At 31.5% G+C, this 14,230-nt stretch carries 14 protein-coding genes and 1 tRNA gene; 9 read left to right on the forward strand and 6 right to left on the reverse strand.

What is annotated here, in order from left to right:
• Positions 1-56 precede the first annotated feature (56 nt).
• Positions 57-1,109: a PA0069 family radical SAM protein gene (locus tag H6589_05380; GenBank protein MCB9174021.1), complete on the forward strand. Its 1,053-nt coding sequence runs from the start codon at positions 57-59 to the stop codon at positions 1,107-1,109.
• Here H6589_05380 and H6589_05385 read toward each other — a convergent pair.
• The gene (locus tag H6589_05385; GenBank protein ID MCB9174022.1) at positions 1,106-1,552 is read right to left on the reverse strand and encodes a hypothetical protein; all 447 of its coding nucleotides are present in this window, start codon (positions 1,550-1,552) and stop codon (positions 1,106-1,108) included. The two genes, H6589_05380 and H6589_05385, sit on opposite strands and share 4 nt — an antisense overlap.
• Positions 1,553-1,682: 130 nt before the next feature.
• Between H6589_05385 and H6589_05390 the strand changes: the two genes are divergently transcribed.
• From H6589_05390 to H6589_05400, 3 genes are read left to right on the forward strand one after another with little or no spacing between them, the layout of a single operon-like run.
• Positions 1,683-2,633, forward strand: a complete 951-nt coding sequence (locus H6589_05390; protein MCB9174023.1) for a tRNA-dihydrouridine synthase family protein — start codon at positions 1,683-1,685, stop codon at positions 2,631-2,633.
• 21 nt (positions 2,634-2,654) lie between these two features.
• Complete coding sequence (locus tag H6589_05395; GenBank protein MCB9174024.1) at positions 2,655-3,032, forward strand: lactoylglutathione lyase; 378 nt, start codon at positions 2,655-2,657, stop codon at positions 3,030-3,032.
• Between the two features lie 14 nt (positions 3,033-3,046).
• Positions 3,047-3,628: a tRNA-(ms[2]io[6]A)-hydroxylase gene (locus H6589_05400; protein MCB9174025.1), complete on the forward strand. Its 582-nt coding sequence runs from the start codon at positions 3,047-3,049 to the stop codon at positions 3,626-3,628.
• A gap of 4 nt (positions 3,629-3,632) precedes the next feature.
• Here H6589_05400 and H6589_05405 read toward each other — a convergent pair whose 3' ends face one another.
• On the reverse strand, positions 3,633-5,027 hold the full coding sequence (locus H6589_05405; GenBank protein MCB9174026.1) for a DUF4403 family protein: 1,395 nt from the start codon (positions 5,025-5,027) through the stop codon (positions 3,633-3,635).
• Between the two features lie 116 nt (positions 5,028-5,143).
• On the opposite strand from H6589_05405, the gene H6589_05410 reads away from it, so the two are divergent.
• Positions 5,144-7,009, forward strand: coding sequence for a U32 family peptidase (locus H6589_05410; GenBank protein MCB9174027.1), 1,866 nt, complete (start codon positions 5,144-5,146; stop codon positions 7,007-7,009).
• Positions 7,010-7,051: 42 nt separating this feature from the next.
• Here H6589_05410 and H6589_05415 read toward each other — a convergent pair.
• Positions 7,052-7,139 (reverse strand) — tRNA-Ser (locus H6589_05415).
• Positions 7,140-7,303: 164 nt separating this feature from the next.
• Between H6589_05415 and H6589_05420 the strand changes: the two genes are divergently transcribed.
• From H6589_05420 to H6589_05430, 3 genes are all read left to right on the forward strand, one after another.
• Entirely contained in the window at positions 7,304-8,752 is a 1,449-nt protein-coding gene (locus H6589_05420; protein MCB9174028.1) for a GWxTD domain-containing protein, read from the forward strand.
• Between the two features lie 8 nt (positions 8,753-8,760).
• Positions 8,761-9,768: a glycosyltransferase family 2 protein gene (locus H6589_05425; GenBank protein MCB9174029.1), complete on the forward strand. Its 1,008-nt coding sequence runs from the start codon at positions 8,761-8,763 to the stop codon at positions 9,766-9,768.
• Positions 9,769-9,858: 90 nt separating this feature from the next.
• On the forward strand, positions 9,859-10,056 hold the full coding sequence (locus tag H6589_05430) for a hypothetical protein (GenBank protein ID MCB9174030.1): 198 nt from the start codon (positions 9,859-9,861) through the stop codon (positions 10,054-10,056).
• Here H6589_05430 and dacB read toward each other — a convergent pair whose 3' ends face one another.
• Together dacB and H6589_05440 are read right to left on the reverse strand one after the other, a co-directional pair.
• Positions 10,057-11,517 carry a D-alanyl-D-alanine carboxypeptidase/D-alanyl-D-alanine-endopeptidase gene (dacB, locus tag H6589_05435; protein MCB9174031.1) on the reverse strand — a complete coding sequence of 487 codons (1,461 nt, stop codon included), beginning with the start codon at positions 11,515-11,517 and terminating at the stop codon, positions 10,057-10,059.
• Positions 11,517-11,993 carry a hypothetical protein gene (locus H6589_05440; protein MCB9174032.1) on the reverse strand — a complete coding sequence of 159 codons (477 nt, stop codon included), beginning with the start codon at positions 11,991-11,993 and terminating at the stop codon, positions 11,517-11,519. The genes dacB and H6589_05440 overlap by 1 nt, the downstream gene beginning before the upstream one ends.
• 87 nt (positions 11,994-12,080) lie before the next feature.
• Between H6589_05440 and H6589_05445 the strand changes: the two genes are divergently transcribed.
• Positions 12,081-13,736, forward strand: a complete 1,656-nt coding sequence (locus tag H6589_05445) for a mucoidy inhibitor MuiA family protein (protein MCB9174033.1) — start codon at positions 12,081-12,083, stop codon at positions 13,734-13,736.
• Between the two features lie 38 nt (positions 13,737-13,774).
• Here the strand turns inward: H6589_05445 and H6589_05450 are convergent, their stop codons facing one another.
• Positions 13,775-14,212, reverse strand: coding sequence for a hypothetical protein (locus H6589_05450; protein ID MCB9174034.1), 438 nt, complete (start codon positions 14,210-14,212; stop codon positions 13,775-13,777).
• Positions 14,213-14,230 lie beyond the last annotated feature (18 nt).

A 14,230-nucleotide genomic window follows, 5' to 3' on the forward strand; every position in this document is an offset into this window, starting at 1 on the left:
AGTCAAATAAACCAATAATTGTAGCTAACTTTATAAAATATTAAATCCATAATACTATGATACAACAATCCATAAAAGGCAGAGGAAGTCAAATCCAAGTAAACAACCGATTTTTTAAAACTCAATATGTAAATGAACACCTTGAGGGAATAGATGTTCCTTTTTTGGAAAACACAAAAACACAGTATATAGCAGAACATCCTAAAAAGATAGTAAACAAGGTTTATAGTCCTACTGTTCCTTTTATGTATTCAATGAATCCCTATCAAGGTTGTGAACACGGCTGCGTGTATTGTTATGCTAGAGAAAGCCATCAGTATTGGGGTTATGGTGCAGGGTTAGATTTTGAACGTAAAATTATTTACAAACCCGAAGCTCCTAAGTTATTAGAAAAACAATTCAATACTAAAAAATGGATAGTTAGCCCAATTATGTTGTCTGGAAATACCGATTGCTACCAACCCATTGAACGAAAGTTACAAATTACGAGAGAATTGTTAAAGGTTTGTTTAAAATACCAACATCCTGTAAGTATTATTACCAAAAATTCTTTAATTCAACGAGATATCGATTTATTGATACCATTGGCTAAACTTAACCTGGTGCATGTAAGTTTAAGCATCACCTCGTTTGATAATGAATTAAGAAGTGTATTAGAACCAAGAACAGCTTCTGTTCAAAAAAAATTGGAAACCTTAGAAATGCTTGCCGCCAACAACATTCCTGTAAATGTTATGGTTGCTCCTATTATACCCGGCTTAAACAGCCATGAAATACCAAACATTGTTAAAAAAGTAGCTGAATTAGGTGCTTTGTCGGTTGGTTATACCACAGTTCGTTTAAACGGAGAAATTGCAGAGATTTTTGAAAACTGGATAAGAACTACTTATCCTGATAGAGCTGATAAAGTATTGAATCAAATTAGAGAAATTAACAATGGCAATTTACACAGTAAAGGAAAAAACCGAATGAAATTGCATGGTGAAACATCTTATATGATTAAAAATATGTTTGATGTAGCCCGAAATAAATACTTAAAAGATAGAGTTTGGCCAGCCTATAATTTAAAAGCTTTTTGCCGACCAAGCGAACAGTTGAGTTTGTTTTAAGCCCTTTCCATTAAAGTAACTGTATCACCTTCATGAATCATTCCATCGCTTAATACTTTTCCAGTTACACCACCTCTCCAGTTTGGAGTTAGTGCATTTTTTAAGCCTGCCGAAACAGTATCCATTTTGTTTCCGGGTTTTAATTCTGCTGTAATTTCAATATAAAACTCACCAATCTTTAAAATATCTCCTACAGAATCTACTAAATCAACACCTTCAACTAAAACATTAACCTCTCTTTTTGTCCAATGCAATTTACGATTAAGCTCCGCACAAACTTCGTCCCAGCTTTCTAACGACATTATAGAAACCTGTCTATCATCTTTTTTTATTCCACGATAATCATCTCCAATACCTTTTTCTATCGACGCTTTTGCTGAGGCATAAACTACCATGTCTGATCCTGGTTTTTCTTTACCAGCTATTCCTATTACTTTTCCCATAGTGCGAAAGTAAAAATAAAACAATTAAAAATTATGCACGATAGCGGTTTGTTTTATCAGATTTATATTCTACAGACGTAAAAAACATACCTTTGTTACAGTAAAATTTTATCTAAAAAGAATAATTTTAGTGAATCACACACTACTTTCATCGCCTCTCCAAGGATTTACCGATTATAGGTTTAGAAATGCTTTCAATAAATATTTTGGAGGTATCGACACATTTTATACGCCTTACATCCGTTTTAACGGAAAAATGGAAATAAAACCTGCTTTTGAGCGTGATATTTTACCAAAAAACAATACCGTAAAAGAACTTATTCCTCAAATAATGACCAATGATGCTGATGAGTTTTTGTTTGTAGCAAAATATGTACAGCAATTTGGCTACAAAGAACTCAATTGGAATTTGGGTTGTCCCTACCCTATGGTAACTAACCGATGTTTAGGCTCTGGTTTAATTAATGATGCAAAACGAATTGATGCTATTTTAAATAAAGTTCATGCCGAAAGCAATATCATTGTTTCCATGAAAATGAGAATGGGTTACGATAATCCAACAGAAATTTTAGAGGTATTCCCACTTTTAGAAAAATATCCCATTAAAAATATTGCTATCCATGCTCGTATTGGTAAACAGTTGTACAAAGGTGGTGTTGATTTAGATTCGTTTCAACGATGTTTGGAGCATACCAACCATAAAATATACTACAATGGTGATATTACATCTGTTAATGCTTTTAATGAGTTGAAAAATCGTTTTCCAACAATTAATCATTGGATGATTGGTAGAGGTTTAATTGCTGACCCTTTTTTACCCAATATGATTAAAAATAATACAACTAAGTATCCCGAAAACAGATTAGAAATATTTAGTAAATTTCACGATACTTTATTCGATGAATTTAGTCAGGCTTTATCAGGTGATAGTCATACCATTTTAAAAATGATGCATTATTGGGAGTATTTCGCCCCCACCTTTATCAACCCTAAAAAAGTATTTAAAAAGATAAAAAAAGCCAAAAATATTACTGCATACGAAGATGCTGTTAAAAGTATTTTTGATACCGAAAAAGAATAACTTATTTACTATTTTTATGTTATGATAGCTTGTGAATTTATTTTGTACGTTGCCGACCAAGAGAAAAGTAAAAATTTCTACCAACAATTATTATTAATTGAACCATCATTACATGTTCCAGGCATGACAGAATTTACCTTAGCAGACAATTGTAAACTTGGGCTAATGCCAGAAAATGGTATTGTAAAAATATTGGGTAATAGAACTCCACACCCCAATATTGGAAATGGTATACCAAGGTGTGAATTGTATTTAAAAGTAAAACATGCTACTGAATATTTGAATAGAGGAATCAAATTGGGCGCTACTGAAATTAGCCCTTTTATTCAAAGAGATTGGGGTGATAAAGTTGGATACATTAGTGATTTAGATGGACACATTATAGCTTTTGCCGAATAAAAAAACATGAATTTATGCTTGGATTAAAACTAGAAACCGACCCACGTTGGGTAAACATTGTAGAATCGAATATTGAAGAAATTTTAACTGACCATGCGTGGTGTGAGCAGAAAGCTGCTACCAATGCCATTACCATTATATCGTTAAACTCCGAACATACTGATTTAGTAACCGATTTATTAGCTCTTGCTCAAGAAGAATTGCAGCATTTTGAAATGGTACATGAAATAATTAAGAAACGTGGCTATACTTTGGGGCGTGAGCGTAAAGATAGCTACGTAAATGAATTGTTTAAGTTTATGATTAAAGGTGGTAACCGTCAACAAAGTTTGGTAGATCGATTGTTGTTTTCTGCGATGATAGAAGCCAGAAGCTGTGAGCGCTTTAAACTATTGTCAGAAAAAATTAACGACCCAGAATTAGCCAAATTTTATCACGATTTAATGATAAGTGAAGCAGGACATTATACCACTTTTATAGGGTTTGCAAGAAAATATGGAAAAGGATTAGATGTTGATAAACGTTGGAAAGATTTAATTGAATTTGAAGGCGAAGTGATTAAAAACTACGGAAAATCGGAAACTGTTCATGGTTAACCTATTATTTCAACCCATCAATAGCTACATCAATTTTACCATTTATATTTAAAAAAGCAAGAATTGCTTTATTGGTCAACTGAATTTTTTTAAACTCAATATCACCAATTTCACCATTTACATAAACGCCTTGCATTGGCGAATAATTTTGGGTGTATTTTTGCATTTCTTGTTTCGCTTCGTCAAGGTTGGTTGCTATTGAATACCTACAAGCTTCTCTAATTTTTTTCAACACAAAACTTGATGCTAACCAATTTGCGGATTTCAACAATTTGCTTTTTGTATCCAACACATAATCCAATTCATCAAAATACAGTTCCTTAGTAGTTTCGTTATATTGCGGAAACCCTGTTAAATAAATGGTTCCGTTTACACTCCCAAGTAAATCTAATGCAATAACCAATTTTGAATCTTTTTGCCAAATGGCAATACTTTTTACAGTTACTTTCTTTTTACCTTCTCCAAATTCTTGGTCTTTAAAATTTTTCATCATCAAATTTGTAGCTTCTTTATAGGTAGAAACAGCTACAATGTTGGCATTTATTTTATCGGGCATTTTAGAAACAGGTTTTAACACGATATCATTTCGGTCAAATTTTGGTTCAGGTTGTTGTCCAATTAGTGTTTCGATATAACATTTTAAGCCCATGTTTAAACTAATTACACTGTTTTCTAAATTTGATTTTGTAGTATATAATTCTATTGGAACAATCCTTAACCAACTTTGGTATTCTGAACTTATTTCTGAGGGAGTTGAAATTTTATCTAAGGCATCTAAAACATGAGGTTTAAAATCCATTGATTCTTTTATCGCATCATCAATACTTTTTTCAATATCCTTTTTAAACAATCGTATTGCAGGGTTAATTAAATATGTAATGGCTATATTCTTTCCTGCAATATTTATCGTTGGCGAATAGGTCCAATCTAACGATTTTAGTTCGGTTTGAGTGTTTAAATTCCAATTAACCAATCCAACATTACTAACCAAAGTAACTGTCCCGCTTAAATCGATGTCACGAGTATCATACATGGAAATTCCAAACTTGCTAAATCCATAGCGATACTTAACAAGTACTTTTAAAGGTAAGGTTGTTTTTATTTTTCCTTCTTGCTGATTTTCGAGTATTATTGGGGCCAACTTCCAAATTTTAACAGCAATGTCATCATCTTCAATATTGTTATCTTCATAAATTAAGCCGTGAAGCAATTTATTAATTTGATGTTCCACATCTTTAAGTTTAATACTAATAGGCAGACTAATAAAAGAAGGAGTGTTATCGTATACCAAAGGACTAGCATCATCTGGTTCTGGTTTAATGGCTTCAATTTTTTTAACCGACGAACAACTCGATAGAAGAACAACTATTAACAAGAATAAAAAAACAAGTTTGTTCATAGCCAACATGATGAGTTAATAACGCTACGAAATTAAATAATACTCTACCAACTTTAATTTTTCAAATCCAATTTATTATTCGATTGTATTAAATTATTTAGGATTTTTGTAACTGTATGAAAAAGAAAGTTGAGATTCTGGCTCCTGCCAAAAATTTATTTCAAGGCATGGCAGCTATTAATGCTGGTGCTGATGCTGTTTATATTGGAGCACCTCAATTCGGGGCTCGTTCAAATGCAACTAATCCCGTTGAAGATATTGCAGAGTTGGTTCGATATGCTCACTTATTTAAAGCACAAGTTTTTGTGGTAATCAATACAATATTATACGACAAGGAGTTAGATGATTGTAAAAAACTTATTTATGAACTGTATGATATAGGTGTTGATGCCCTAATTGTACAAGATATGGCCATAATGGAAATGGACTTACCTCCTATTGTAATTCATGCTAGTACCCAAGCCAACAATAGAGACCCAAAGCATGTTAAGTTTCTTGCTGACGCAGGAATGAAACGAGTTGTTTTGGCTCGAGAATTAAATTTAGATCAAATAAAAGAAATCCATGATGCAACTGATGTTGAATTGGAATTTTTTGTTTCGGGAGCACTATGTGTTTCGTTTAGTGGAAATTGCTACATGAGTATAGCTGGTGGTGAACGAAGTGCAAACAGAGGTTCGTGTGCTCAAAATTGCCGATTACCATATAATTTAATAGATGGAACTGGTAAAACATTAATAGCTAATAGTCACCTACTTTCCATTAAAGATTTAGATTTAAGCAACCAATTACCAAACTTAATTGAAGCAGGTATTACCTCTTTTAAAATAGAAGGACGCTTAAAAGACCTTGTTTATGTTAAAAACAATGTTTCTTATTTGAGAAAAAAGCTAGATGCTTTTCTAGAAAACAACCCTAATTACCAAAAATCTTCATCGGGTAGAACTTTTTACAATTTTGACGCAGAAATGGATAGAAGTTTTAATAGAGGTTACACCGATTATTTTGTAAACAAACGAACCGAAAAAATTGGTTCTTGGGAAACCCCTAAATCGCAAGGACAAGTGATTGGTCAATTGATAAGTACAACCAACAAAGGTTATTTTATTGAAAATGCAGACAAATTAAACAATGGAGATGGTCTTTATTTTATCAATGAAAATAATGAAGCTGATGGAGCTCAAATTAACACCATTATAAACGGTTTAGTTATTCCAAATACTTTTAAACCTATAAAAGAAGGAACTGTAATATACCGAAATGCTGACGCTTCATTTAACAAATTGGTTGAACGTGAAGATAGCGCTATTCGTAAAATTGGGGTTAACTTCATTTTTTCTGAAACAAATAAAGGTTTTAAACTAGTAGCTACTGATGAAGATGGTCATCAGAGCATTGCTAAAATTGAAACAGAAAAAGAGAAAAGTAAAAATGAAGAATCTGTAATTCTAAACATTAAAAACAACCTATCAAAAACAGGAAATACCCCTTTTATTGTTGATGGTATTAAAATAGATTTTACTAGTAATTGGTTTTTACCCATTTCTAAAATAAACGAAATAAGAAGAAAAGTTCTTGACCAATTGATAGATATAAGAGTAAATGAATATCATCGAGAAGAATATCAAATAAAAAAAACTGACCATCCCTACCCCGTAACTCAATTAGATTTTACCTATAACGTTGCCAACAAATTAGCTCGCTCTTTTTATAAACGACATGGTGTTACTGAAATTGAAAAAGCTTTTGAATTACAATGGGATCCTGGAAAATCTCGTGTAATGACAACCAAATATTGTGTGAAATATGAACTAGGTAAATGCCCTAAATTTCAACGAGAGAGTATGGGTGATAAAGTGGTTGAACCGCTTGTTTTAAAGCATGGTGAAAACGAGTACAAATTGAAATTTAACTGTAAACCTTGCGAGATGGAAATCTGGGAAAAAGATGCTGATTTGGTGTTTGAAGACGATGAATTTTGACACAACAAAAAAGCCTCACAAATGTGAGGCTTTTTTGTTTTCTGGCGGAGAAAGAGGGATTCGAACCCCCGGTACCTTGCAGTACAACAGTTTTCAAGACTGCCGCATTCGACCGCTCTGCCATTTCTCCGCTGCAAAAGTAGCAATACATTTTAAAAAACAACATTTTTTATAATTTTTTTCACCTAATTTTTTAAAAACCTTTCATTACCAGTTTTTTACCTTTAATCAAATAGCCTATTTTTATTCGTTATTTTAATATTAACTTTACCTACAAATTAATTTAATACAAAAATGAAGAGGTTTTTCACACTTTTATTACCTACCCTATTATTGATTAATAATGGTTTTGCTCAAAAAATCAAAGCCAACTTTTCTTATAGTACTTTTTCATCGCCAAGTAACGCAACTTATTTAGAGACCTACCTTAATTTTAATGGTACCTCGTTAGAATATGTTAAAATTGGAAATGTTTGGCAAGCAACCATTGAGATTACTTATGTGTTTAAACAAGATGATAAAATAATTGATTTCAAAAAATACAACCTTAAAAGTCCTGAATATGCTGATAGCAATAGTATAAAGACAAATTTTTATGACCAACAACGTATTCCTATCCCATCAGGTAAATATGAATTTGAAATCACTTTAAAGGACATTAACTCAAGTGAAAAAGCATTTTCAACGATACAAGAATTAGAATTAAATTACATTGAAAACACTATTCAACTTTCTGATATTACCTTAATTGAATCGTTTAAAAAAACAGAAACAAAAAACATTTTAAGTAAAAGTGGTTATGATTTAATGCCTTATACCTCTGATTTTTATCCTGAAGAATTTGAGAAACTGTTGTTTTACGCTGAAGTTTATAATACAGATAAGGTAATGGAAAAAGACGAAGCTTTTTTAATTAATTATTTTATTGAGTCGTTTGAAAGCAAACAAATTATTGGAAATTACCGAAGTTTTAAAAGAGAAACTCCAAAGCCTGTAAATGTTGTGATGAGCTCATTTGATATTAAAAAACTACCTTCTGGCAATTACAATTTAGTGGTGGAACTAAAAAACAAAGACAATAAAAGGATTACACTAAAAAAAGTATTTTTTCAACGTAGCAATGCTTCTGCAAATGAATTATTGGTTTCTGATGACTACATCAACTCTTTTGTTACTACCATGACAGCAACCGAATTAGAGCTTTACATTAAAGCATTAGCTCCTATTTCTACTCAAATTGAATTAAACTTTGCTAAAAACCAGTTGAGTGCAAAAGACCCAGAATTAATGAAACAATATTTTTACAATTTTTGGCTAACTCGAAATGCTACAAATCCAGAAGAAGATTGGAAAAAATACAAGGAATTGGTTAAAATCACCGATCAACTTTACTCCACTTCAATTAAAAAAGGTTTTGAAACGGATAGAGGACGTATTTATTTAAAACATGGTAAACCAAATACCATATCGGAAATTAAAAACGAAACCAGTACTTACCCTTATGAAATCTGGCATTACTACGGAATTGAAGGCAGAAGCAACGTAAAATTTATCTTTTATAGCCCTGATATTATTTCAAACGATTATCCACTGCTTCATTCAACCTTACCAGGCGAAGTTTACAATGCTTCATGGAAAGTAGAGTTGCACAAACGAACCAATCAGCCTCGTGATATAAATGAGACCAATCCAAGAGAATATATGCATGATAGAACTAACGAAAATTTTGAATTACCTCGATAGTTAATCCGTTGAAAAAAGTAGCTGTAGTCATATTAAATTGGAACGGAAAAAATTTCCTTGAAAAGTTCTTACCATCTGTAACTAAATATAGTAACGATTACACAGATATTATTGTTGCCGATAATGCATCTACTGATGATTCCATTGATTTTTTAAAAAACAATTATCCTGATGTAAAACTTATCATTAATGATAAAAATTACGGTTTTGCCCAGGGTTATAACGAAGCCTTAAAAAAGGTTGAGGCAGAATATGTAGTATTATTAAATTCAGATGTAGAAGTAACTAAAAACTGGATTGAACCTATTGTTGAGCTAATGGATGCTGACAAAAGTATTGCTGCTTGTCAACCCAAATTAAAAGATTACAACAACAAAAGTTTTTTCGAATATGCTGGTGCTGCAGGTGGTTTTATTGATTATTTGGGTTATCCTTTATGCCGAGGTCGAATTTTTAATCATTTAGAGGAAGATAAAGGGCAATATGACGATGTTACAGAGATTTTTTGGGCAACTGGCGCTTGTATGTTTGTTCGAATGAAATATTTCAATCAGGTTGGCGGATTAGACAATCATTATTTCGCACACATGGAAGAAATAGATTTGTGTTGGCGATTTAAAAACTTAGGGTATAAAATTATGTTTATGCCAAACTCAACGGTTTATCATGTTGGAGGTGGAACATTAAATAAAATTAAACCTCAAAAGACCTATTTAAACTTTAGAAATAATTTGTTTCTACTCCACAAAAACCTACCTAAAGAAAAACGAAACTGGATTATTTTTCAACGATTAATTTTAGATGGTTGTGCAGGAATTAAATTGTTGTTTGAAGGAAAACCAAAACACACTTGGGCAATAATTAAAGCCCATTTTCATTTTTATAATAACATCAAACAAAATAAAAGTAAACGACAAACCGTTTATAAACCAAATAATGTAGGAATAATTAATAAAAGCATTTTGGTAAAATCATTCATCGAGAAAAAACATACATACAACGAGCTTATACATTAATATATGTTAAAGAGTGTTAAATAATGATGTAAATCCTTGATTATTCGAGATATTAATACTAATTTAGATTAAATTTAAATAAGACACACTATGGGAAGGCCAGCAACAAAACCAACTAAATTAAAAGATGGTTACTATATAGAAGTTAGAAACAAAGGTTCTAAATCTGGAATCAAAATTAGAAGAGATTCTAAAGAAGCGATGTTAACTGCTATTAGAGATTACGAAAGAGTTAAAGATGTAATCGTGTTGGGCAAATCCAAAAACGGTAAATTAACTGAAGCTTAATTACTCATTAATTTCAGCTAGTTTAATCATTACTTTTTCCATTTTCTTTTTCATTTCTGTAGGTGAACAGTTATAATTGTTTACCATAATTGCAAAAGCGAGTTCTTTATTAGACTTTGTTGTGCAGTATCCTGCATAACTTCTCACTCTTGTCATGTAACCACTTTTGGCTCTAATGTTTCCTTCTGCTGCAGAATTTACACCAAAACTCCTAACGGTACCCGATTTTCCTAACACTGGTAAAGACGAATAAAATTGTTCGAAGTTTTTACTCGTTTTCATATAAGTTAAAACATCTACCAAATGTTTTGCACTATAAGAGTTAAATCTCGACAGTCCACTTCCATCATTCAAATACATTCCAGATACATCTATTCCCTTTTGTTTCCAAAACTCCTGTGTAGCTTGTGTGCTTGATTCTGTATCACCACTTCCATACTTTGTAACACCTATTTGATTCATAAAATGCTCGGCATACAAGTTTATGCTGTAAAAGTTCGTTAATTTGATTAAATCAATAAGTCTAGGAGATTTAAGTTCAGTTATTAAAGTAGCTAATTTTATATTTTCAGTATTCTTCTCCATACGTGCTGTAGAATTTTGTTGAGCCACTCCTACTCCATTTTTAGTCAATTCCATAGTTAACTCATACGAAGCTAAAAAAGCAGGGTCTGGCAAGGAACTTTTTACCGAAAAATCTTTACGGTTTAATGGAATTCCTCCTTTAACCATTTTATTGTTTTGATAAGGTCCACCAAAAAAGTACGATTCGTCTTTATTCGTGTTTTTACTTTTTACCAAATTTTCAATTTCTAAATCGGGAATAAATGGCTTAACACACGATATGTAAGTAGAATCGCCACTATTGCTTCCAGAAACAAAATCGATGGTACACGTATTTTCATAAATGGATAAACCCGAAGGACCAGCTCCATAATAATTACCTACATCGCCCCAAATCCAGGTAGAAGGTATCATTTGCTCATTAAAATAGGAGGCGTCTCCTATTACTTTACCATTTATAGAATCTATTCCAAGTGATTTAATGGCATTTGCCCAATCACTTATAAAATTCCCGTAATGTTTTTCGTAACGATTAGAGCCTAAAGCAGGGTCTCCACCACCTTTAATGATAATGTTTCCGTGTAAAACGTGGTTTATGGTATCGATAAAACCATTATAGTAAATAGAAGTGTTAAATTGAAAATTAGCTCCTAAAAGTTCGAGTGCCGTTGCCGTCGTAATCAATTTTGTAACCGATGCAGGAACTACACTTTGTATTGGGTTAAGCTCTGCAACTACTTGTTTAGTACTTAAATCAATAGCAACAAACGAAATACTTGCATTTTTTAAATCAGCATCTTGTAGCAAGTTGTTTAATTCGGCTTTTAAATTAGCAATGGTTTGTGCTTTTAAACCAATAAAACCAAATACCAATAAGACTATAAAAGTTACTCTCATTAGTTTTTTGCTGATTTAGTAGAGTAAGTATAAGCCAATTCAATTTTTTTAAAACGTTCTTCGTCAATAATAGAACAACCCGAATTTAATAATTCAAAAATTTCTTCCTCACGTTGTTTTACATAAGGTTTGGTTGTTTTAAAAATGGTTAAATCATTTTTAAAATCTTCGAAAGTATGCTTAGTAAAATCAATACTTTCTTTTTCTGACGAAATACCAATCAGCACCATTTCTTCTTTATTACAATGAAAAGCACTGATGCCGCTTTTATTCAGGTATTCTAAAAATTTAATGTTGCCCAATGCTTTTTCAAAAACAATGTCGCTAAATTTTTCAATAAGTTCTAATACTCGATTATCATTGGCTTTGTTTAATCTCACCCACTCATCATCATAAACATGATTGGCAATCAAGAAATGTTTAAAATCTTCTTCCAACTCTTTTAGTTCTTCATCTGTAAGGATTCTATACTTCATTTGAATAATAAATTTTAAATAAAAATATGGAATAATTAAAAAAGCATCATCCAATAGAAAAAAAGTTATTAACGAAACTATAAAACCATGAAAAAGTATATTGCTTGCGCACTAATTATTATTTCCATTTCAACAGCATTTGCAAATAATAAAGAACTCTTAAATTCTAAAATTAAAAATGTAACCGTTTTTTTGAATGGTGCTCAAATAAATAGAGAAGCTAATTTTAATATCGGTAAGGGTGTTTATAACCTGACTATTGATAGTTTGCCTCAATATATTAATGCCAACAGTATTCAAGTGAGTGGAAAAGGTGATTTTATTATTTTAGATACCAAATACTTGGTTGAACAACCTGATTACTCGAATCAACAAAACAAATACCCGATTACTGTATTGAATCAATTGGCAATGATTAATGATTCTATTGAACAAATAAACTTCGATTTGGAAGAAATTCGGTTTAATAAAGAGGTGTTGGAAACTGAAAAACAGTTTTTAATCGGAAACAAAAGCATGAAAAGCGATTCCTTAGCTTTATTAAAAGATGCCTTGGCTTTTTTAAGAGAAAAATACAACGATATTAACTCCAAATTGATTTTAGCTAAAAAAGCGGAATCGAAAACTCAAAAAAGATTAACCAAATTGCAAGAAAGACTAAATACTTACAACCAAGAGTTGGTTAAACAATACGCTCAAAAACCAATTTTGCCTAATCATAAAGTAATGGTTACTGTTAAAACGGATTTGGCTGTTAATGGTAAGTTGATATTAAATTACATGGTTTCTGGTGCATCGTGGACTCCAAGCTACGATTTAAGAGCCAACCAAATTAATGAACCTATTGCTTTGACATATAAAGCCAACATTATTCAAAATACAGGTGAAAACTGGGACGATGTTAAATTGAAATTATCGACAAACAATCCTTACAAAAGTAAAGTGAAACCTGTTTTACCTGTTTGGTACTTGAATTACTACAATCCTTATAATCAGCCAACCAGAACCACATCAGTATATGGTGGAGTTGCTCAACCGCAAATGGCAAAAGAAAAAAGTGGTAAATATTTGGATGAAGATGTGATGTTAAGTGATGCCGAAAGCAGTGCGTATTACACCACCATGACGGAAAGTTTTACCAACGTGGAGTTTAATTTAAACACCCCATACTCTATTCCTTCTGATGGCGACAAACACATCGTTGCGGTTAAAGAAGAGAAATTGACCGCCGATTTCAAATACTACTTAGTTCCAAAAATGGATAACAATGCTTTTTTAGTGGCTAACATTAAAGGTTTTGAAGAGTTAAATTTATTGCCTGCCGCTGCAAACATTTATTTTGATGGTACTTACATTGGTCAAACAGCAATAAATACTACCATTACTGGCGATTCGTTAGCCATTGATTTAGGTAGAGAAGAACGTATTTCGGTTAAACGAACTGCTTTAAAAATTGTAGATAAGGACAAAATGCTTGGTGGAGATAAAGTAAAAGATTACGGTTTTGAGATTAACATCAAAAACAATTTGCTCGCTGCTATTGATTTAATTATAGAAGATCAAGTGCCTGTATCAACTGACAAAGACATAAAAGTGGAATTAAAAAATAAAGACAAAGCAGAATTTAAAGAGCAAACGGGTTATTTAATCTGGAAAATAAAATTACCAGCAAAAGAAACCAAAAAACTTAACTTTAATTATGAAGTTCAACACCCAAAAGACAAACAATTGGCGTTGAATTAAAAGAAATAAAGAAGCTAGAATTAATTCTAGCTTCTTTATTATATTGGATAAACTCCCAAATACTCTCTTATTCTTAAAATATCGCGTTTAACATTGTATTTATCAGAGTTTGTTTCACAAGGAATTAAAGGTAATAAATTAGAAATAAAACTCTTCTCTAATGGCCAATAATTATGACTCTTAGCTTTTATACAGTAACTTATTATTAATCCTAATGATATCAAACCTCCGTCATATTTATTTACACCTAAATCAGATGATATAATTTTTGTTAAAGCATTTTTGATTTTTATTAAGTTCTGTTCATTTACATTGCCATCTCTAAGCCAATTAAATAAATGATAAAACATTGTAATCGTATCGTGTTCTCCGGATGTGTAGTCCTTAATAAAACAATCATTTTTTCCAATAAAAACATCTTCAAAATGCCCTTTATTGAATAATAAATTTAGTTTTATTTCTAATGAACTTCCCATTTTAGATTTAATGAATTA

The sequence above is a fragment of the Flavobacteriales bacterium genome, from assembly GCA_020635795.1.
Lineage (GTDB): Bacteria > Bacteroidota > Bacteroidia > Flavobacteriales_E > Vicingaceae > Vicingus.

What these genes read in the sequence shown, in the direction of transcription:
- H6589_05430 (MCB9174030.1), top strand. Translation starts at nt 9,859, where the DNA reads ATGGGAAGGCCAGCAACAAAACCAACTAAATTAAAAGATGGTTACTAT.
- H6589_05420 (MCB9174028.1), top strand. Translation starts at nt 7,304, where the DNA reads ATGAAGAGGTTTTTCACACTTTTATTACCTACCCTATTATTGATTAAT.
- H6589_05440 (MCB9174032.1), bottom strand. Translation starts at nt 11,993, where the DNA reads ATGAAGTATAGAATCCTTACAGATGAAGAACTAAAAGAGTTGGAAGAA.
- H6589_05405 (MCB9174026.1), bottom strand. Translation starts at nt 5,027, where the DNA reads ATGAACAAACTTGTTTTTTTATTCTTGTTAATAGTTGTTCTTCTATCG.
- H6589_05450 (MCB9174034.1), bottom strand. Translation starts at nt 14,212, where the DNA reads ATGGGAAGTTCATTAGAAATAAAACTAAATTTATTATTCAATAAAGGG.
- H6589_05380 (MCB9174021.1), top strand. Translation starts at nt 57, where the DNA reads ATGATACAACAATCCATAAAAGGCAGAGGAAGTCAAATCCAAGTAAAC.
- H6589_05395 (MCB9174024.1), top strand. Translation starts at nt 2,655, where the DNA reads ATGATAGCTTGTGAATTTATTTTGTACGTTGCCGACCAAGAGAAAAGT.
- H6589_05410 (MCB9174027.1), top strand. Translation starts at nt 5,144, where the DNA reads ATGAAAAAGAAAGTTGAGATTCTGGCTCCTGCCAAAAATTTATTTCAA.
- H6589_05445 (MCB9174033.1), top strand. Translation starts at nt 12,081, where the DNA reads ATGAAAAAGTATATTGCTTGCGCACTAATTATTATTTCCATTTCAACA.
- H6589_05400 (MCB9174025.1), top strand. Translation starts at nt 3,047, where the DNA reads ATGCTTGGATTAAAACTAGAAACCGACCCACGTTGGGTAAACATTGTA.
- H6589_05385 (MCB9174022.1), bottom strand. Translation starts at nt 1,552, where the DNA reads ATGGGAAAAGTAATAGGAATAGCTGGTAAAGAAAAACCAGGATCAGAC.
- dacB (MCB9174031.1), bottom strand. Translation starts at nt 11,517, where the DNA reads ATGAGAGTAACTTTTATAGTCTTATTGGTATTTGGTTTTATTGGTTTA.